Source organism: Candidatus Binataceae bacterium, assembly GCA_035294265.1.
In the GTDB taxonomy this organism is placed as follows: Bacteria; Desulfobacterota; Binatia; order Binatales; family Binataceae; genus DATGLK01.
Window position 1 is genome coordinate 20,364 of sequence record DATGLK010000063.1, and the last position, 19,820, is coordinate 40,183.

Annotated in this window: 14 protein-coding genes; 9 read left to right on the top strand and 5 right to left on the bottom strand. The window is 61.9% G+C overall.

The features are described from left to right. Position 1 precedes the first annotated feature (1 nt). Together VKV28_10650 and VKV28_10655 are read right to left on the bottom strand one after the other, a co-directional pair. Entirely contained in the window at positions 2-298 is a 297-nt protein-coding gene (locus tag VKV28_10650) for an HPr family phosphocarrier protein (GenBank protein HLH77254.1), read from the bottom strand. A gap of 73 nt (positions 299-371) precedes the next feature. Next, positions 372-1,388, bottom strand: coding sequence for a DHH family phosphoesterase (locus tag VKV28_10655; protein ID HLH77255.1), 1,017 nt, complete (start codon positions 1,386-1,388; stop codon positions 372-374). A 326-nt stretch (positions 1,389-1,714) separates the two neighbouring features. Here VKV28_10655 and VKV28_10660 point away from each other — a divergent pair, with 326 nt between their 5' ends. Then, positions 1,715-1,867, top strand: coding sequence for a hypothetical protein (locus VKV28_10660; GenBank protein HLH77256.1), 153 nt, complete (start codon positions 1,715-1,717; stop codon positions 1,865-1,867). Positions 1,868-1,871: 4 nt separating this feature from the next. After that, a complete protein-coding gene (gene lysS, locus VKV28_10665) occupies positions 1,872-3,491 on the top strand; it encodes a lysine--tRNA ligase (protein ID HLH77257.1) in 1,620 nt (539 codons plus the stop codon). 108 nt (positions 3,492-3,599) lie between these two features. On the opposite strand, the gene VKV28_10670 is transcribed toward lysS, so the two are convergent. Next, a complete protein-coding gene (locus VKV28_10670) occupies positions 3,600-4,202 on the bottom strand; it encodes a hypothetical protein (GenBank protein ID HLH77258.1) in 603 nt (200 codons plus the stop codon). Positions 4,203-4,277: 75 nt separating this feature from the next. Beyond that, positions 4,278-5,363 (bottom strand): sigma-54 dependent transcriptional regulator, encoded by a 1,086-nt coding sequence (locus VKV28_10675; GenBank protein ID HLH77259.1) that lies wholly within the window; start codon positions 5,361-5,363, stop codon positions 4,278-4,280. 925 nt (positions 5,364-6,288) lie between these two features. Here VKV28_10675 and VKV28_10680 point away from each other — a divergent pair. From VKV28_10680 to VKV28_10695, 4 genes are all read left to right on the top strand, one after another. Next, a complete protein-coding gene (locus VKV28_10680) occupies positions 6,289-6,972 on the top strand; it encodes an iron-containing redox enzyme family protein (GenBank protein HLH77260.1) in 684 nt (227 codons plus the stop codon). A gap of 32 nt (positions 6,973-7,004) precedes the next feature. After that, a complete protein-coding gene (locus tag VKV28_10685) occupies positions 7,005-7,361 on the top strand; it encodes a VOC family protein (GenBank protein HLH77261.1) in 357 nt (118 codons plus the stop codon). 39 nt (positions 7,362-7,400) lie between these two features. Further along, positions 7,401-8,660, top strand: a complete 1,260-nt coding sequence (locus VKV28_10690) for an MFS transporter (protein HLH77262.1) — start codon at positions 7,401-7,403, stop codon at positions 8,658-8,660. 93 nt (positions 8,661-8,753) lie between these two features. Continuing rightward, complete coding sequence (locus VKV28_10695) at positions 8,754-9,851, top strand: LLM class flavin-dependent oxidoreductase (GenBank protein HLH77263.1); 1,098 nt, start codon at positions 8,754-8,756, stop codon at positions 9,849-9,851. 339 nt (positions 9,852-10,190) lie between these two features. On the opposite strand, the gene VKV28_10700 is transcribed toward VKV28_10695, so the two are convergent. Beyond that, positions 10,191-12,542 carry a hypothetical protein gene (locus VKV28_10700; GenBank protein HLH77264.1) on the bottom strand — a complete coding sequence of 784 codons (2,352 nt, stop codon included), beginning with the start codon at positions 12,540-12,542 and terminating at the stop codon, positions 10,191-10,193. A gap of 889 nt (positions 12,543-13,431) precedes the next feature. Here VKV28_10700 and VKV28_10705 point away from each other — a divergent pair. The 3 genes from VKV28_10705 (at position 13,432) to VKV28_10715 (ending at position 19,711) form a co-directional block, all read left to right on the top strand. Continuing rightward, positions 13,432-14,457 (top strand): polysaccharide biosynthesis/export family protein, encoded by a 1,026-nt coding sequence (locus VKV28_10705; protein HLH77265.1) that lies wholly within the window; start codon positions 13,432-13,434, stop codon positions 14,455-14,457. 102 nt (positions 14,458-14,559) lie between these two features. Beyond that, positions 14,560-16,935 carry a polysaccharide biosynthesis tyrosine autokinase gene (locus VKV28_10710; GenBank protein HLH77266.1) on the top strand — a complete coding sequence of 792 codons (2,376 nt, stop codon included), beginning with the start codon at positions 14,560-14,562 and terminating at the stop codon, positions 16,933-16,935. A gap of 46 nt (positions 16,936-16,981) precedes the next feature. Continuing rightward, complete coding sequence (locus tag VKV28_10715; GenBank protein ID HLH77267.1) at positions 16,982-19,711, top strand: O-antigen ligase family protein; 2,730 nt, start codon at positions 16,982-16,984, stop codon at positions 19,709-19,711. Positions 19,712-19,820: the final 109 nt, after the last annotated feature.

Here is a 19,820-nt window from a genome sequence, read left to right on the forward strand (position 1 = left end):
ATCAGTCTTCGCCAAAACCCTGCTCGAACAACTGCCGGACCGCGGCCAGCGCCGCCACTTCGTCGGGGCCCTCGGCGCGTGCCTTGAGGGTGGCGCCTTTGCCCGCCCCCAACATGATAAGCGAGGTTACGCTGCGCGCGTTAACCCGCTGTTTACCGCGTTCCAGGGTCAAGGTGGCGTCGAATTTGGCGACGGCCTGCGCCAAGGTACTGGCGGCTCGCAGGTGCAAACCCAGGCGGTTTTTGACATGAACGCTGGCCTCGACCACGACTTTCCCCGCCCACCAGGCCGACCCCATCGCGGCCCGCCTAATCCGGTGCTTACTTAATAAGTTATCAGTTGCCTCGTCCCAATGGCAGAGGCGTGGGCGGTTATTCGGCCATGGCCTCGGGGTCGCTCGCCAATTCCTGTCTAAACAGCTCGCGCAAGCGCTGTTCGATCCAGCGATCTTGCGCGCTGCCTTCGCGCTGGCGCCAGCTTGTGAGCGCTACCACCGCCTTGGCCATGTTGCGATGACCGCCGGCGCTCCCGATCGCCCCGAACAGCCGGCGTACGGTCTCGCCGGCGCTGCGGCCCAGACCGTGACTGCGCACTGCGACCACCAGGTTTTGCCCCAGCTTGCCCGCCACCGCGACCCATTGCACGCCCTCGAACTGGAGGCAGAAGTCCGCCATCTGTACGATAAGATCGTCACGCTCCACCCGCCCCAGATAGAGCACCAGCAATTGATCCTTGATCCACAACCGCTTCATCGCGGTCGCCAATACGTGGGCGAAGGCCAACGGCAACTCCGGCCGCTCGATTCGGCGCAAGAGGCCGTAGTTGGCCAGCGGATAGAGAAAGGTAAAGGCCTCCAGATCCTCTTCGGTCACGCGCCGCGACAGCATCAAGGTGTCGCTCTTGATCCCGTAAAGCAGCGCGGTAGCCAACCGTTCGCTGACCCGTTCGCGCGCGCTTATCAAGTATTCGGTCAAAATGGTGGCGGTAGCGCCGTAGCGCGTGCGGATATCCTGAAAACCAACGTTGGTATCGCCATAACCGGGATGATGGTCGATGACGATGTCGGCGCGCGGCAGGCGGCCGTTGAAATAGGCAGGTTGGACATCGACCATCGCAATCAAGTCGTACCCTTGCAGTACTTCACTACTGGCCGCGGCGACGTCGATTTCCAGCAAGCGCACCATCGCGCGATTTTCGGGGCGGGTAATCGCGCTGTAGCTGAACAGTGGAGTGGTCAGTCGATTGCGTCCCAACAGCGTGCGCAGCGCGATCGCGCTGGCCAAGGCGTCAGGGTCAGGATCGTCCTGCAGTACAATCGCGATGCGCTGCCCCTCGTGGGCCAGGGCGCGCAATTGCTGCAACCGTTCCCGAGTGTATGCTTGGTCCATTACCTTCCAATTGCCCCGGCTGCCAGCGGGGCGCGAAACATCGCTTCACTGGCCCCGCGGTTCGGTCTGCCCGCCCCGGCCCTCGAGGGTGGCACCTGCCTAATTGTGGGCACCGCCGTTTCCGACCGAAGAGCGGCCTCCGGCTCGCTTTCTAAGCGCGCCGCGCGCGCTCGTGACCGGAAAAAACCTTTGCAATTATATCACGCGCCAGCAAAATAATTTATGGTTAGGTTCTAACCGGGGCCTAGAGCACAAATCAATTGGTAAGCGAATCGCACTGTCAAATCTGTAAACGACCGCTCAAGGACTGGTTCCTGCGCCTTTGCGTGGAGGACAGCTCGGGCTTTGCCGAGCGTGCCCTGATCTGCGCCAATTGCGGTGTGAAGTTACGCTTGGCCTCGGAAAAAGCCCGCGATTTGCAGATCGACCCCTGGCTGCACGAGGCGGTGGCCCGGGTGCTCCGGGGACGGGAGAGTTAAGGTTTTGCCTGAGCACACCGCCGCCAGTGGCGAATTATGGCCTTTCGAGGAAGCACGCCGGTTACTTTCCCGCGTGGCCGACTATTCGCCTTCGCGTAAAGTGATTTTCGAAAGTGGCTTTGGTCCCTCCGGATTGCCGCACTTGGGAACCCTGGGCGAGGTGCTGCGTCCCAGCTACGTACGCCAAGCCCTCAGGGAGCTGGCGCCTCAGCACGCCAGCGAACTAGTTGTTTTCATCGACGACCTCGACGGCTTGCGCAAGGTTCCCGAGACTCTGCCCGCGCCCGACAGGATAACGCCATACTTGGGGCATCCCGTCTCGCGCATTCCCGATCCGTTTGGCGACTGCCACCCCAGCTTCTCCGAGCACATGATTGGACTGCTGGGACAGTTTCTGGCGCCGGTTGCGGTTGATTATCGGCTGATGCGTTCCAGCGAAGCGTACCGTGCCGGCCGCTTCGATCCCGCGCTGCGCCAGATCATGCGCCATCACGAACAGATAATCGCCATCGTCGCCCCTACGCTGCGCGAGGGTAATCGCCAGCAATGGTCACCCTTTCTGCCGCTCTGTCCGCGATGTGGCCAGATAAATTCCACCGTGGTGACGGCTTACCATCCGGACGCCGCCGCGGTCGAGTTTGTCTGCGAACGCGCTTTCGGCGGTGCGCACGGATGCGGTTATTCAGGCAAGCAGAGCGTGCTGGGAGGCGGTGCGAAAGTCCAGTGGAAGGTCGATTGGGCGTTGCGCTGGTACGCGTTAGGAGTCGATTACGAGCTGTACGGCAAAGACCTGATCGATTCCGCCCGCGTGTCGGGACAAATCGTCGGTTTGCTCGGCGGCCAACCGCCGCTGGGTTTTGCCTACGAGATGTTTCTCGACGAGCAAGGCCACAAGGTCTCCAAGTCGGTGGGGCGCGGGGTAGGAGTGGATCGATGGCAGCGCTACGCTCCGATCGAAGTGCTCAAGTACTTTCTGATGCTTAATCCGCGCCGTGCGCGCAAGCTGTTCGTCGAGGCGATTCCGCAGTTTGTCGACGACTATCTCGCCCTCCTGCGGGCCTGGAGCAATGCCGACCGCGCCCAGCGTATCCAATCGCCACTGTGGTTCATCCTGGATCCCGAGGGTCGAGATGGCTTCGATTCCGAGCTGAGCTTTGGCCTAATCATGAACCTGGTCTCGGCGCTGGGCAGTGACGACCGCCAACTGATCCGCAACTATCTAAACAATTACGACCCGGCCTGGAGCAAGCTTGAGTCGCCAATGGCCCGCGGGCAGCGTGATGCGAAGACCAGCGCCTTACTGGACCGGCTGGTCGATTGCGCGCTCAATTACTATCGCGACTTTGTCGAGCCCACCAAACAGCGCTACGTGGCGAGTCCAGCCGAGCGGGCGCAATTGCTGGTCCTGCTGGAATTTCTCCAACACCAGCCCGAGGCGAGTGCTGACGAGATTGAGAAACAGATCTACGATGTCGGCCGCCGATATTACGATAAGCCGGGCAAGATCTTTCCCCTGCTCTACAAGACCCTGCTAGGGCAGTCGCAAGGCCCGCGCCTGGGAGTTTTCATCAAACTAGTTACCCCGGCACGGATAGCGGCGATGCTGGAGGCTGCGCTGGCCTAGCCCATCTTTGAGTAACCATCTCTTTCCCACCATTGTTTGCCATGAAACATGGGGGTCAGGCCGGCCCGTCACTTTGGAGATTTGCGACGGGGCCGGGTGCCGTAGGCCTTACGAAGCCGGAGTTGGGCTTGGGGTTGGATAGGGGGTGGGGCAGGCGGCGCCCCCCTGCACCGTAATCGGAATCGGAGAGGCGATGATATTGCCCGCGACCGCATTAATGTCGGCAGTGCCGTTGGCCCCGTTAGAGAAAAACTGACCAGGCATGGCGTTGGGCCCGGTAGCCTGCTCCACGATTGACTGATCTGTGCTGGACCAGGTGCTACCGGTAGTGATGTCAAACACCAAACCATTGTTAAACTGGCCGATGGCATGGAATTGCAGGGCGCACTCGGTCGCCACCGCCATCGGACTGGGCAGTGGGCAGGGGCTTAGGGTGGGGGTTGGTATCGGGGTGACACCGAACGGAGCTGGGGTCGGGGTGGGCACCGGCGAGCCGGGGCAGATTCCCAGTGCGACCACAAAAGGACCGGGAGCGGCCGGGGTGGTGCAATTGCTTCCTACGATCTGGCCGTAGGAGTTGTAGGTCCCACCCACGCAACCCGCGCTGGAACCAAAGCCGTAACCGCCGCCGCCACCGCAAGACAGCAGCGCAGCTCCGGCAATCAGAGCCGCCAAGCCTGCTATCACCAGCCAACGTAACCACGCAAGCATCAGGGCATCAGCTATGACGATAGCGTTGAGCGCTGTCAAGCCAGGCTGTGCAGACTGTCGCAAACACGCGCGCCATCAGGCCTCGATCTTGAGTCGGGCCATGAGCCGATAAAGGGTCGAGCGCGAGACTCCCAACAGCTTGGCCGCGCGCAGCCGATTGCCATCGGTCTGGGTCAGCGATTGGACCACCGCGCCACGAATGGCATGGTCGAGCAGCCCACTGCTAGCGTGCACGGCTTCGCTTTCGGTAGGCAGCGGCTGCCGCTGGCGCAGCTCGTCGGGAAAGTCACCGACTTCCAAAACCGCCCCGGAAGCCATCACCGTGGCACGTTCGACCGCATTGGACAACTCGCGCACGTTGCCGGGCCAGGAGTAGTCGCATAGCAAAGACAGGGCGGAGCGTGCGATGGCGGTGACTTGGCGGCCGCCCGTACGCTGATGACCGCGCAGGAAATGGGCCAACAAGACCGGGACGTCGTCAGGCCGCTCGCGCAGGGGTTGGAGATGGACCGAGGTGGCAGCCAGCCGGTAATAGAGATCGGCGCGGAATTCGCCCCGCCCCACCATCGCGCGCAAATCTCGATTGGTACAGGCCACGATCCGGACATCGACCTTGTAGCTGCGCGAGCCCCCCACCGGCAAAATCTCGCAGCTCTCCACCGCCCGCAGCAGTTTGGCCTGCAGACGCATCGGCAATTCCCCGATCTCGTCGAGCACCAGGGTGCCTCCCGAGGCAGTGCGAAAGTAGCCTTGCGATTCGTCGCGGGCATCGGTAAAGGCGCCGCGCACATGGCCGAACAACTGAGATTCGGCCAGCGAGTCGACCAGGTTGGAGCAGTTAAATGTAATCAACGGTCCTTTGACGCGCGAGCCCAGGGTATGCAGGGCGCTGGCGGCCAACTCCTTGCCGGTGCCCGATTCACCATGGATGAGCACCGAGGTCCGATGCAGCGACAACTTGCGCAACTCCTCGAAGGTGCGCAACATCGCCGCCGACTTGGCGACCATCTGGCCGACCTCGTGTGCCCCGGCCAGCAAGCGGCTAACTTCAATAATTTCGGGTTGATGAAATCCCACTGCGTCGTAATAGCGCAAGGCCGGTACCTCTAACTCCGGCGCACTGTCACTGAAGTCGAATACTGCTGAGGCGATTCTTGCCATTTCGTCCACCTCTCCACTGCCAAGGGCCAACAGACCACAATCTGGGAATTTGCCGCGTCAACCAATCGGGCGTCCAGGTAGCAGGAGTTATGTCGAAACGGACCGGCTCGAAACTAAGCGGCGGCTTATGGAAGCTGCGGGCATCCTAAGAAAATGGTGGCGCCAGATCAAGGCGCCGCGGCCTTTTTTTCCCATCCAAGCGCCCGTCATGCGCAGCGCGCTCACGCAACACGCCCCACCTGCGCATGATAGACATCAAGCGTTTGCTTAAGCTGGAATTTGGTAGTCCGTAAATTTACGTTTCCTATTAAATTGCATAATCAGCAAGTACGATTGCTAAGAATAAAGGCGCCACTAAAGATGCCCGGCCGCTATGCTCGTGACAGCGAGCTTAAACTTCATGACGAGCTGGTCGTGATCGGCGGCTCGGCCGGCGCCCATCGCCGCGCTGCGCCGCGCGAGAAGCGCTTTCGCCCCGCCATCGATCCGCTCTTCCGTTCCGCTGCCAAAGCTTATGGCGAGCGGCTGGCAGCCGTCCTACTGTCGGGTTGCAAAATCGCAGCAATGAATTGGGACAGGTCGCCGCGGCATGAAGGCTCTCAACCGTCAGGGGGCAGGACCGCAGCGGCTGCTGGTACAAACTGTTCATTCGACCCTTTCGTGCATCGGAAGAACCGGATCGAATTGCGAATGGCTCCGGCAGCAGAGCGATGACGAGTCGATTATCGTCTTGCGTAGCGGGCGAGCAGGACACTTCCATCTGGACGTGCAGCGCAGCGCGTGGACCCGGGGCCCGAGCAAAAAGCGCTGTCGGGTTTTGGGAGTACTCTGGCGCTTGAAAAGTACTGCCCCGCGGGCGCAGGATGACCCTAGCAGCGAAGCGCAGTGTGCTCCTTTGACAATCCGCGCAAGCGAGGTCGTGCCGATGGATAAGGACAGTTTCGAGCGGGAAATTGCCAAACTAGTCGAGGAATTTCGTCTCGACCGTCATCCTTATATCCTGTCGGTTTATCAGGGCAAGGCCAGCCGTGAGCAACTGCGTGGCTATCCCATCCAGCATTATGAGATGACCGTGCGCGACGCCGCTTACTTTGCCGCCGAGGGCTACCTGCAGATGCGCCAGCTCGACGCCGAGACCGCCGAGGACCGCGCCCGCAATTTCGCCGAAGAGGCGCTGGGCGTCTATAGCCACTCAGCCTCCCATCTGGAACTGCTCTTCGAATTGTGGGAGGGCGGTTTGGGGTTGCCCCGCAAGGAGCTGATCGAGGCTCGCACTTCCGATGCCGCCCGTATCCTCAACGCCCTCATTTTGCGTCTCAAACGGCTCAAGCCCACCTTCATGGGCGCCTCCGGTCTGCTCGAAGAGATGGAGGTCGAGGCCTATCGGATGATGGGCGAGGGGTTGGCCCAACACTACCATATCGACCCACGCTATCTGCGCTTCTTCTCCGTCCATCACGAAGCCGACAAGGACCACGGCAAGGCCGGCCATGCGATGATCCAGCGCTTCGTCCTAGGTAGCGGCCGAGAGGCCGAGTTTCTTTCCGAAGCCCGCCTGATCATGGGAGCCTTTTGGCGAGGATTCGAATCGATGTCCGAGGTGGGGTGATAAAACGGCCGCTTTTAACGGAGGCGACGGCCATGAAGCTCAATCATACGATCGTTCCGGCGCACGATAAGCGCGCTTCGGCCCGCTTTCTGGCACGTCTGTTCAACTTGCCGGTGCGCAGCGCTGGCCATTTCGAGGTAGTGGAGATTAATCCTGAATTGACCCTGGACTACGACGAGCGCGAGGATTTCTCCTGGCACCATTACGCCTTTGCGGTCAGCGATGAAGAGTTCGACGCCATCTTCGCCCGTGTCCAGCAAGAGGGTTTGGAGTACGCCGCCGATCCCATGTTCGAGCGGCGCGGCGAGATCAACCGTCGGCGCGGGGGACGCGGCTTCTACTTTCACGATCCCAACGGACACAACTTCGAAGTGCTGACCCGGGCCTGAACCTTCGGCCGGCACCTTGAGCTTGACGAGCGCAGGTTGATGGCGGATCGGCGGCGATGGATAGTTCTGTGCAGCCTTTTGTGCGCCCAGATTTTCACCTACGGTCCGATTATCTCCACGATGGGCGTCTTCATGACCCCGCTCACCCATCAGTTTGGCTGGAGCCGGGCCGAAGTCTCGCGAATCGCCACCGCCTTTTCCCTGGGCAACGGCCTGTTCGCCTTCGTCGCCGGCTGGCTGATTGACCGCTACGATATCGGCCGCGTGATGGCCTGCGGGGCGCTTATTGCCGCCGCCGGCTGCGCCCTGGCCAGCACCATTCATACCCTATCCGCGCTGGTGGCCTGCTACCTTCTGATCGGCGCCGGCTTGGCCTTGGGCGGGCTGGTACCCACCGTCGCCGTGGCGCTCAATTGGTTCCCGCTCCATCGCAGCGCCGCCGTCGCTCTGGCGCTGGTCGGTTTGGGGCTGGGAATGTTTATCGCTCCGCGCCTGGTTACCGGCGTGATCGCCTACGGAAACTGGCGCATGGGAATGCTCGCGGTCGGCCTACCGATGATACTGGTCTCCGCGCCAATCAGCGCCGGCCTTATCCGCACACGCCCCGGCTCAACCCCCTCTTCCCATCACGAAGCTGCCTTGGCGTATGCCGAGCTGCCCGGGTTGGAGGTCGGGCCAGCCCTGGCAACCTCCGCTTTCTGGCTGCTGTGTCTCCTTACTTTGCTGATCAATCTGAGTACTTTCGCGGTTGGCTTCCACGTCATCCCCTATTTGATCGGGAGCGGTTATGCGCCCAAGAGCGCGGCCTGGATTGACGGAGTCCACGGCCTGCTGCTGGCTCCCGGTGGTATCGTTCTGGGCCTGCTCGCCGATCGGCTGGGACGTAAGCCGATCTTGCAGCTCGCGCTTGGGATGTTGCTCATCAGCGTGGTTATGTTGTTGAGGTCAGGGCCACATGCGTGGGGGTTGCCCGCAGCGCTGGCCTGGACGATCCTGTGGGGCGTGGCCACCGGCAACCACGTCGTTATCCCGGTGCTGCTGGAGGACGCCATCGGGCCGCGCCGGTTTGGCACTTTGTGGGGAATCATGCACGTCTCGGTTTCGCTAGGGCAGGGGTTGGGACCGATCGTGGCCGGCGCCCTGTTTGATCTGCATCGCAGCTACGTCCTGGCCTTCGAACTTGCCGCCGCTGCGTATGTGGCAAGCGCCGTGATGGCCGCGCTGGTTTTTCCCGCCCGCGGCCATGATCGCCTTCCTGCACCGGCCGCCTCGCCAGCCGCTGACGCTATCGCCAGTTAGCTGGGCCCGTTTGCGCTCGGTCTATTGCCGAACTATTAGATGGCATGGCCAGCGCCCGCGCTGGGCGCCTAGTCTGGTGACAAAGGAGCAACCATGGAGTTCGGACATTTCTCCCATTGCTGGCACAAGTACGGGATGAGCGCGGGCGAGCGCTATGCGATGCTGTGGCGCGAGCTGGCGCTGGCCGATCAGGTGGGTTTCGACTACGGCTTCTCGGTCGAGCATCATTTCAATCCGATCGAAAGTCAGATGTCGCAGCCCGCGGTCTATTGCATGGGGGCTGGGCTCAGCACGCGCCGGCTACGGGTGGGTCCGATGGGTTACGTGGTCCCGCTGCACCACCCCATTCGGCTGCTGGAGCAGATTGCGGTGCTCGATCAGGCCACCGGTGGGCGGATGATCGTGGGGCTGGTCTCGGGCATCGCGCCAGTTATGCTGCAGACCTGGGGGGTGAATTTCGCCAGCCGGCGCGAGGTTACGATGGAAGCGGTCGATTTGATCCAGACTGCCTTCAATCGGGACGATAATGGCCCGATCAATTTCGACGGCGAATTCTTCAAGCTCAAGGACGTTCGCCTCTCCGTGATGCCGGTGCAGCGGCCTCATCCGCCCTTGTGGCTGCAAAGCCGCGACGCGCATACCTTGCAAACGCTCGCCCAACGGGGCCTGGACACCGGCTATTTTTTCTATTTCCCCCGTTCCGAGGCTGGCCAGCGCTATCCCGATTATCTTCGTCGATGGAGCGAGGCGGGCTGGAAGCGCAAGCCCAAAATCTCTTATCTCACCTTGGTGTACGTCGACGAAACCGACGAGTTGGCCCGCAAACGGGCGATGCCTAACGCGCTGGAGGCCTTCAAGAAGTTCGTCGCCGGAGTCGGCGGCGATATCGAAGCGGTCCAGGCCAACACCGAGCGGAGCGCCACCCTGTTCGAGCAACGTGGCGAAGCGGGCGGCGCGGAAATCATCCGCAACCTTCAAAACCCCGATTTCCTGCTCGAAAAAGAGCTGTATTTCATTGGCTCGGCCCAGACGGTAGCGGCGCAGATCAAGCGCGCCGCCAGCCAGGGTTTGTTCAACACGCTGCTGTGCGAGTTCAATTTCGGATCGCTTAGCGAAGATGACGTGATGCGCTCCATCCGCCTGTTCGCACGCGACGTGATGCCCCAGCTGCGCGACTTCGAGCCGTTTTAAGCGCTCGCAGTCAAGCAAAGAGAAAACCTATGCTCCTTCTGGTCTTCAGTAGCAGGGGCGATCCTGCCGGGCAGCCAACTGACAGCGTGTGCGGCGACATTGGCAGAGAACAGGTCTGCCGACGCTTTCACGATTTCGCGCTGGCGCAAGTGGCCCAAAAGCACAAAGAATCATAGTTTATGCTGGTGCCCATAGCCCGTCGAAGGGCAGCCTGCTAACGGCATGCCCCTGGCTAGCGCAGGCCCGTCATTAGCTCCCGAGGACGACTTTTAGTCACCGTCACCCTTGGCTGGCGCCTCCAGCCTGTTTCGTCACTTCGGCCAGCGTGCTGGGCGCGCCTCACCCAGCGGTCGCGTGGCGCATGATGAACTCAAAGCGGCCCCACGAAAGGAAGGCGGGGAGGAGCAACAGCGCGGCGATGGCGTTGACACCGAGCAAAGCCAGGAACAGCGCCGCCATGTGGAGGTTGAATGCGGTGGGAGAAAACAGCCAGGGAATAAGACCGGCAAACAGCAGAGCGGCGATGCATAGAACATCGCTACTGACTTCAGCCAGCGCTACCCGGATAGCATCATCCAGCGCCCATCCGGCCGCGACTTGGGTCCGGATGGCGGTCATCACCACGATGGCAAAGCTGGCCCCCACACCGACCGCCAGCGAGATGATTAAAACGGTTTCGATGCTTAGCGCGAGGCCCGTCGCACTCATCATGATGAAAGCCAAGAGGTTAGCCAGGACGCTGTATCCCAACACCATGCATCCGCCGGTCACGGAAGTGAACGCGATAGCGGCTACGCAAGCGACCCCAGCTAGCACCAGGGTCAAGCTAAGTACGGCGTTGGGCAAAATCATCTCGTCGGCGGCCGCATACAAGCCGCCAGGGCCGCCGAGGTAGTGCAAGTGCACTCGGCTGAGCGTCGGGTCGTGCGCTAGATAGCGCTGCTGAAACCTCGTCAATTCGCGCTTCAACCGCGTCAGAGTCCGGGGACTGCGATCACGCGTCAGGATACTGATGCTGGCGTTAGCTCCACGGGCACCGCCAAAGAAGCGATCGAAATCCTCGGATACGTCTGCCATACGCAAGTTCATCCACAGACCGCCTAGAAGCCCCGCCGATTCGGGTATCCCATAGAACTTTGGGAATGCATAATTGAATTTTTGGTTTAACTCCTTGGTCCTGGTCACAAAGGAAAAGGCCTGGGACACTCCGGGGTCCATCATAAGGTAATCCTGCAAGCGGTCGGTTAGGCGCAGGAACTTGGTGGTCAATACAGATTGCGAGTCAGGAGGGGGTGGCGTGTTGATCACGATCCAGCTCAGGTCGAGCGGAAACCGGCGGGCGATTGCGGCCGTGTCCGTGTTGACCCGAGCATTAGAGGGGTAAAGCGGTGTGCCCTGGGCTGGGTAGCCAATCGGAATTTTGAGGGCAGCCGTGGCCTCCCCCACCACCAGCAGCCCCAGCAAGGAGGCGAGCAGCATGGCGCGCCCCCATCCTGGCGTCAGCGCCAACTCGATCAGCTCCTCGGTCCAATCTTCCACTCGCCGCTTGACCCGCCCCCTCCATTCCCAAGCTCGCGAGCGGCCCACCGGCAAATAGCTGATCACAATCGGCTGGAGGATATAGACCAGCCATAGGCTGGACCCCAGCCACAGCATGCCAATAAGCCCCACGTGCTGGAGTAACGGAATATCCCACAGCGAGATAAAGCCAATAGCGCAGAGATCGGCGGCAACTGCCACTAGGCCGGGTAAGAACAACCGATCGGCAGTCGCCACGCAGGCGGCATGGCGGTCCTCCAGACGGTCTAGAGTAGCGTGGTAGCAGCGTTGCCAGTTGAGTGCATGGCTGAGGGTCCGGGCGCTCAGGATGATCGGAACTACCAGCATCATCGGGTCAAGCGGGTAGTTCATGAACCCAGCCAAGCCCAGACCCCAAAGGGCGGGGGATAGGCAGCCGGTCACAAGCACCACCCACCAAAACCTGTAACTGCCCACGACCATGAAGCAGACCAAAGCGGCCAAGGCGCAGGCTGCGAGTAAAAGCGCGAAGTCCACCGGTCGGTCGTGCTCCAAGTAACCCCGAACTGCCGGTTCGCCAGCAAAATAGATCCGGTCATTGGCGTCCTGGTTCCGCGTGGCGATTTGCAGCAGGTGGTCAAGCAGCCGGCCGTAGTCGGCGTCGCTCTTCGCGAGCGACATCAGGACCGCGCTATGGCGGTTCGCGCTCAGCATTACCGGCGGAAAGTCGTCTCGTTGGCTGCTAGCGGCGCTCTGGAGCTGATGCGTCATGGCCCTCGTACTCGACCTGGGGAGTATGAAAGGCCGAAATACCAGCCCGCTGGGCAGCGCTTTCAGGTTGGTGGGGTTCCACAGCGTCACTGAGTACAACCAGCTATCGTAGAGCTCGGGCGTCCTAAAGAGCGCCACCAGAAGATTTTTCAGCTTGCTTATGGCCTTCGGCTGAAAAATGGTGCCCCCCCTCACCTGGAACATCACATAAACCACACGACGACTCGCGAACTCGAGGTAGCGATGGGTAAGTGCGACATCGGGATCGTGGGCGGGAAACAGGCCGCTGAGTCGCGTTTGAACTCGTAATCGATAGACGCCACTACCCATCATTAGGGTAGCTGCTATTAGGATTGGACCGATAAGCTTTCCGCTGCGTAAAATCGCTTCGCCGATCCTCATTCTGCTCGCTATCCTCCGGCCAGCGCACTTACCACCAGCCAGGAACCAGGCAGAAGCCAGTTCTTAAGCGGAACGCGCGACGGTAAAGAAACTCTGCATTTAAGATAACGTACCTGGACCGCAAAAGGTTGACGCGTGAGGTGGATCGCAAAATTTAGGCAGATTAAGTAGAGCCTGCCCGCCTTAGATTTGGGTGTGGTAGGCCAAGCCCGCAAAACTATTCGCGATGGGCGAAGTTTTAAGGCAACTCGCGACATCGCGATGGCCGCGCTGGCAAGCCTGGGTCGAGTGCCATGGCATATGCCTTTCTTTTTCGATTCGGCGGTCTGCTAAGGCCTGCTCATCTTCAACCACACTTCACAGTTTCCTCGTCCGCAATTCAGGGGCGAATCCAGGTACGGATGGCGAATGAAAGCCAAAACAAGACACTTGAAGATTCTTAAATCTCGGGTTAGGATTGCATCCGTTGCATTCCTGCAAATCTGAGGCAAGATCGCATCAATTGCGAGCCCTCTGGCAGGCTCCGTTCTACCCGTGTGGTAAGAGATGGCGGACGCTTACCAAAATAGACGGCCAAACGGTGGGAACTTGACGCGCTCTGGGCGCCGATACTGGAGGCTCGTCCCACCTTGATGTGGCGCGCTTCGTGCCCGGTGCATCCTTTGCATTTGCCTTGCCTGCAGGCGTCGACCGCCCACGATTTGAGTTCTAACTGATAATGCTTGCGATCTTTGGTTTTAAGGCGGTGTCCGCAATTAAACTGGCGCGAACGCTGCCTGTTTTTATGCTGCTCCTGGCGGCCGCGTCGGCGTGTTCCACCCAAGCCAACCCGGGCGCTGCTGTGCCTTTGGGAGCCGGGGGTGGCGACCAAGATAGCCATCAGCGATTAATGGACCTGGCCGCCAAACGGCAGGACGATTCCTTTTCGACCGATTTCGGAATTGGCCCGGGAGACATCCTGCAGATTTCCGTGCCTGAGGTACCTGAGCTAAAGAATGTTCGCGAGGAGCGGGTATCGCCCCAAGGCACTATCGAGCTACCCATCGCGGGCACGGTATCGGTCGGGGGCCTGACGGAACCTCAGGTGCACGATGCGCTGGTTAAGGCACTTTCGAGGCTGGTCAAGGATCCGCAGGTCGATGTTTTTGTAAAGAGTTATGCCAGTCGCCAAGTTGCCGTGGTCGGGATGGTCAACAAGCCTGGCCTGTACACCCTCAATCGGCGCAATGAATCCATTCTGGATCTGATCGGCCAAGCGGGCGGTATGTCCGACGGCGCGGGCAGTTCGATAATCTTTATCCCCGCCTCGCCTAAGCGAAACACGGAGCAATTGCAGGCAAGTCTGGCCAGCCTGCAGGCGGCCAGTCAGCCCCGTCCCGCTCAGCCTTCGGGACCGGCGAAGGTTGGGACAGCCGAACCTCGCCTTCAAATGACGGCGGAGGTGGGCGACAAAAACGCTACCTCGGCCTGGAGCGGTCCCAATTTGTCGGCGTTTGCCGCAGGTACCGATCCGATATTCATCAATGCGACCGGGGATCAATCCGATTTGAGCATCCCGGTGCGACCAGGCGATTTGATCATGGTGCCCGCGCGCGGCCAGGTGCTGGTGCAAGGCTGGGTCGCCACCCCCGGGGCCTATCAGATCACCCCGGGGATGACCGCCTTGGGCGCGGTTACCGCGGCGGGCGGTGAATTATACAGCTCCGACGCCGTAGTGCTGAGGGCGACTCCAAACGGTGAGAAAGTCAAGCTACCGGTCGACCTATCAAAAGTCGAAAAAGGGGAAGCGCAGGACGTTCAGGTTCAGTCGGGCGACGTGGTAATTGTCCAGCGCTCGGTGATCGGCGCGGTTCCCTACAGCTTGTACTTCCTTGTCAGCCATTTTGCCACCGGCATGATGCTGCCGGCGTTCTGATTTTTATCGTTCAGATCGCGGGCTGCCCGATCGCGCCGATTGCGATGGGAATTCCAAAGTTCAGCAGTTCAGCCAAATCGAGGCGCGCGGCCCCATTAATTAATGAATAACGAAATCTCACCCTACCAGATCTCGCGTACCGGGCCGCCGCCGCATCAGTTTTTGCACGAGCCCAACCTGTTTTCCAGCGAGGTCAACTTCAAGGAGTACTGGCGCGTCATCCGCAAGCATCGGGTGATGATCCTGGCGCTGGTCGGAGCGGCCGTAGTGATCGTGCTGGCTTGGCGCTTCGCGCGCACGCCCCAGTACGAGGGCGTCTCCACCATCATGATTCAGCCGCAAACTCCGCAGGTGCTCTCTCAAACCAAGAATTTCAACGAGGAGCAGTTCGCCTCCAGCGGTGATTACGATTACTACCGTACCCAGTTCGATCTGCTCAAAAGCCCCAGTCTGGCGGCGCGGGTGATTCACGAGTATGGCCTGGAGTCCAGTCCACTCTTCAATCGCGCCGATTCGCAGCCGGGCTTCTTTGGCTCGCTGCTGAATTCCGTGCAACAGGAATTGGCGGCCTTGGCCGGCGGGCGTGGTGACAGCTCCGCGCCAATTCCGATGGGTCCCGATTACGTCCCGCCGCAGATTATCAGCGCTTATTTGGCGCGGCTGGAAGTGAAGCCGCTGCGCGGCACGCGGCTGGTCAAGGTCGGCTTTACCACTCCCGATCGCGAACTGTCGGCGCGGATCGCCAACGCCCACGTTCAGACCTACATCCGCGAGGGGTTGGATCTGCAGGCGCAGACCGGGCACAACGTCGAAGGTTTCCTCCAGACCAAGCTCTCCCAGCTTAAGGACGAGGTGGAGAAATCCGAAGCCGCGCTCAACGCGTACCGGCGTGCGCGCGGAATTGTCACCCTGGAGAGCAATACCAAGGAGAGCGGGGTCAGCCCGCTGATGCAGCGGCTGCAGCAGCTCAACGCGCAACTCACCGCGGCCTCCAGCAAACGGATCGCGCTGGAGACCCAGCATCAGATGATTGAGCGCGGCGATTACGATTCGCTGCCCGAAGTGATTTCAAATCCGGTCATTCAAAGCCTCAAGGAGCAGGTCGCGCAGCTCTCCCTGCAGTACGCGGCGCTCAATAACCGCTTCAACCCCGGCTACCATCCACTCGACGACCTTGGGGCGCGCCTGTCAGCCTCGCGCCGGGTTCTAGCCCTGGAGTCGCGCAACGTCGCCAACAGCGTGGAGTCCGATTATCGGGCGGCGGTGGCAAATGAGGCCAAGATTGGCCAGGAGATCAATCGGGTCAAAGGACAGGCCCTGGCGCTCAACGACGCTTCCTTGCAGGAGGCGGTGCTGGAGCGGCAGGTCGATGCTAATCGCGAGCTGTACCGCAGTGTGCTGGAACGGATGAACGAGATCAGCGTGGCTTCCGAAGTGCCCGCCTCCAACGTCTCGGTGGTCGATATCGCCCATCCGCCCCTTTCCCCCACCGGCCCTCGCCTGCTGCTGCTGCTTGCCTTCAGCGTGTCAGCCGCCGGCTTTGTCGGCATCGCGCTGGCCTTCTTCATCGAATCGCTCGATGACACGCTCAAGACCGGCGATGAGGTGCCGCGCTACCTGGGGCTGCCCAACCTCGGCGTGATTCCCGATTTCGTCAAGCTCAACGGCCGGGGCGCCGGCCGCGCCTACGGCTATCTGCCCTCGCGCAAACAGCGCGAGGATAGCGCCGCGGTGGTGCCCACCGGCAGCGCCCATCGCGAGATGCTCGTTTCGCACGGCTCGTTTTCCACCGCCGCCGAGGTTTACCGCGCGATCCGCTCGGCGGTGATGTTCTCGCGCGCGGGTGGCGCGCCCAAGAGTATCCTAATTACCAGCTCCACCGCCGGCGAGGGCAAGACCATCACCGCGGTTAATATCGCCACCGCCTTCGCCCAGACCGGCGCACCCACGCTCCTCATCGACACCGATTTTCGCCGCTCGCGCTGCCATGAAATCATGGAGATCGATGCCGATCGCGGTTTGAGCGACGTCCTGGTCCGCCAGGGCACGCTGGAGCAAACCATCCTGCCCACCAAGGTGCCAGGCCTCTCCTTCCTGGGGGCGGGGATGCTGCCGCCAAATCCCAGCGAGCTGCTCGCCTCGCCCGAGATGCGGATGCTGCTGGAGCAGCTCAGCCAGACCTACGATTACGTTATCTTGGATTCGGCCCCGGTGATGCCGGTCAGTGATTCGGTGGGGCTATCCACCATGGTCGAGGCGGTGCTGATCGTCGCTGGTGGTCAGACCTCCCGCCGGTTGGTGCGCGAGACTTGCCTGCGCCTGGGGCACGTTGGAGCGCGGATTCTGGGCGTGGTTCTCAACCGCGTCGATGTCGTCAGCAATTCCTACTACCGCTACGACCATTACAGCTACTTCTACAACTACAAGCCTCGCGCCAAACCCAGGGACGACGACGGTCCCGCGGCCGACCCCAGCTAGCGTCGGCGCGTTCAAGTCCTAATCAGATCCAGGGTCCGCGTTATCGATGTACTGGCCGATACTTTTTCTGCTGCCCTTCACGGCGCTGATGCTGGGGGCGGTTCATCCCTGGGCCTTCGGCCTGGCCGAGCTGGTTGTCTTTGTCTTGATCGCGGTTTGGATGCTCCAGGTTGCGATCGGTAAGCGGGCGCTCGTCGCTGCCCCCCCAAGGATGAGAACTCTGGCAGCGCTCGCCATTGGCTTGGCCGCGCTGGTCGCCTTCCAGCTCGTGCCGATGCCGCCGAGGGTGCTTAAGCTGCTCTCGCCGGCCACCTATCAGGTCTATCGCGAGGGCTTGCCGGGATGGCCCGCCAGGGCGGCCTACCAATGGGATCGCGCTTCGCTCCCGCCCGGCTCCGCGGTGCTGCCCACCCTGGATGAGGTGAACGCCGGCGCCCAGGTGCCCTTCGCTCCCGTCCGTGCCGTCGCCGCCCAATTCGTCAAGGCGGGGGCCTGGATGCCGCTGTCGGTGGCGGCGCCGATAACCGGCGTGGCGCTGCTCAAATTGCTGATGTACTGCGGCGCCGGTCTGATGTTGATGTTCTATCCCTTTGGCGTGGAACAGGAGACGCGGCTTTACAAAAACACGGTCCGCACCGTGCTCGCCACCGGCCTGGTCATCGGCTTGGTGGGACTGGCGGAACAGCGCTTTTCCAACGGCAAACCGCTGTGGATTTTTTCGCCTTACGATTGGCATGGCGGCGGAATGTGGGGCGCGCGCAGTTACGGTCCCTTCGCCAATCCCGACCACTTCGCCGATTACCTGGCGATGGTCTGGCCGTTTGCGCTCTCCGGGATGCTCTTTCCCAATCTGCTGGGCAAGGTGCGCGACAAGCTGGCCGTGCCGATCCTGTGCGCTACCGTGGGCTTGGTCGTGCTCGCGGCGCTGCTCGCCACCGCCTCGCGCGGCGGATGGCTGGCGGCGCTGGTCGCAAGCGCCGTCGTACTGGCTATGGCCTCGCGCCTGCCTGCCGCGGCGCAGCCGGCGCTGCTGCGCCGCGGCAAGCATCATTCGCGACTGATTTTAGCCGGCGTCGTGCTGGTGGCCGTGCTTTGCCTGGCCTCGCTCTTCACCAGCACCGCCAGCCGCGGCGAGGCCGACAGCCGGCTGGGCAGCGCGGTCTACCACGAATCGCTGGGGGAGCGCACGGCGGTGGCGCGCCAATCTTTTCCGATGATTCGTGACTTCCCGCTATTCGGCGTCGGGCTGGGCGCCTGGCCTGAGATTTATCCCAAGTACGAGCCGCCGCCGTGGGACGGCGTCTTCATGAACGAGGTACATAACGAATACGTTCAGTTCGTGGCCGAGTCGGGATTGCTCGGGTTGCTGTTAGGCGGCGGCTTTCTGCTGCTCTGCGCGCGGCTGATCGGAGCGGGGGTAATGGGGGTGGGGGCGGAACGCTTCCCCATCGCGGCGGCCTGCGCGGGCGCGCTGGCCGCCATCGCGGTCCATTCGCTGTTCGATTTTCCCTTACGCATCCCGGCTAACGCGCTGCTGGCCACGGTCAGCCTGGCGCTGCTGGTGGGGCTGTGCGCGCGCTCCGCGCGCGCACAGCCCCACCAGCAGCCTGCCCCGGCGCGCCGCCCTTGGGCGCGCGCCGGCGCGGCGGTGGCGACGCTCGCGGCGATCGCCGCGAGCGTCGCCACCGTCAGCCAGCCCCGCCGCCCCTTTCCCTACGACCTCAGTACGCCGCGCTCGATCGACGAGGCGATAAACGAGATCATCCGCTATCCCGCCAATCCGCGCCTGCACGTAGTGCTCGCGCAATTGCTCACCTCGCGCGCGCAACGCCCGATGCGCGCGGCGGAGATCGAGGCGGCCCTAGCCCTGGAGCCCACCAACCCAGGCGCTCGCGACCTGCGCGCGGCCGAGTTGATGACCGCAGGCGATACCAACCAGGCCCTGGACCAGCTCAAGTTGTCGCTCTTCAACTCGCCCAGCATCGCCACCCATTCCTACCTGAGCGGGCGGATGATTCCGTGGCTCAGCCGCGCCGAGCAGGATGCCATCATCACCGGCTTCAAGCGGGCGGCGGCGGCGGGCTACTGGCCCGCGGTCGATAGTCTGGCGCTCTTTTATGAAAATCTGCCCGGCCGCTCCAATGACGAGGCCGAGTTCCTGGCCCAGGCCGCGACCAGCGCTAAGGGCAAGCGCGAGCGGTCGCGTTTGCTGACGCGCGCCGGCGCCGCCTTCATCGATGGCGGCAAGCGCGCGCGCGCGGCCGAAGTGCTGCGCGCGGCGATCGCTGCCGACCCGCGCAACCCCGACGCCTACCGCTATTTGGCGGCCGGAGTTTACGGACAAGATAAAAAGATCGCCGAGGCGCGCGAGGTCATCCGCCAGGGGATCGCGGCGGGCGCGCCGGCCGCGGCGCTCTACCAGGCTCTGGCCGAGGCGGAAATTGCCAATCGCGATATGGGCGCGGCGGAGGCGGCGCTGGAGCAGGCGGCGCGGATCGAGCCCTACAATTTCGCTTTGGCCTTGCGCCTGGGCGATCTGTACGCCAGCGACAACAAGTTCGATCGCGCGGTTCTGTGGCTGCGCAAAGCATCCCGGCTCAATCCCGAATCGGGACAGGCGGTCTTCGATCTGGCGCAGGCCGAGGAGGCCAACTATCAGTTCGCCGCCGCCGATCGCGACTACTCCCGCGCGATCGCTCGCGACGGCGGCAACCTGGGCTACCGCGCCCGCTACGCGGATTTCAAAAAGCGCGTCGCTCAGAATACGAGCCAGTAAGGCGCGGGAGCGCGAGGGGGTGACAGCCTGAGATCCCGCACCCCCTCCTTAATCCTCCTCCCATGGCGAACAATGGTGGAGGAAATAGAGCGTGAAGAGTTCCTGAACG

Bases quoted from the DNA above. Each gene is read 5' to 3' on its own strand.
- VKV28_10675 (HLH77259.1), bottom strand. From the start codon at position 5,363: ATGGCAAGAATCGCCTCAGCAGTATTCGACTTCAGTGACAGTGCGCCG.
- VKV28_10670 (HLH77258.1), bottom strand. From the start codon at position 4,202: ATGCTTGCGTGGTTACGTTGGCTGGTGATAGCAGGCTTGGCGGCTCTG.
- VKV28_10685 (HLH77261.1), top strand. From the start codon at position 7,005: ATGAAGCTCAATCATACGATCGTTCCGGCGCACGATAAGCGCGCTTCG.
- VKV28_10680 (HLH77260.1), top strand. From the start codon at position 6,289: ATGGATAAGGACAGTTTCGAGCGGGAAATTGCCAAACTAGTCGAGGAA.
- VKV28_10650 (HLH77254.1), bottom strand. From the start codon at position 298: ATGGGGTCGGCCTGGTGGGCGGGGAAAGTCGTGGTCGAGGCCAGCGTT.
- VKV28_10710 (HLH77266.1), top strand. From the start codon at position 14,560: ATGAATAACGAAATCTCACCCTACCAGATCTCGCGTACCGGGCCGCCG.
- VKV28_10655 (HLH77255.1), bottom strand. From the start codon at position 1,388: ATGGACCAAGCATACACTCGGGAACGGTTGCAGCAATTGCGCGCCCTG.
- VKV28_10705 (HLH77265.1), top strand. From the start codon at position 13,432: ATGGACCTGGCCGCCAAACGGCAGGACGATTCCTTTTCGACCGATTTC.
- VKV28_10700 (HLH77264.1), bottom strand. From the start codon at position 12,542: ATGAGGATCGGCGAAGCGATTTTACGCAGCGGAAAGCTTATCGGTCCA.
- VKV28_10695 (HLH77263.1), top strand. From the start codon at position 8,754: ATGGAGTTCGGACATTTCTCCCATTGCTGGCACAAGTACGGGATGAGC.
- VKV28_10690 (HLH77262.1), top strand. From the start codon at position 7,401: ATGGCGGATCGGCGGCGATGGATAGTTCTGTGCAGCCTTTTGTGCGCC.
- VKV28_10715 (HLH77267.1), top strand. From the start codon at position 16,982: ATGTACTGGCCGATACTTTTTCTGCTGCCCTTCACGGCGCTGATGCTG.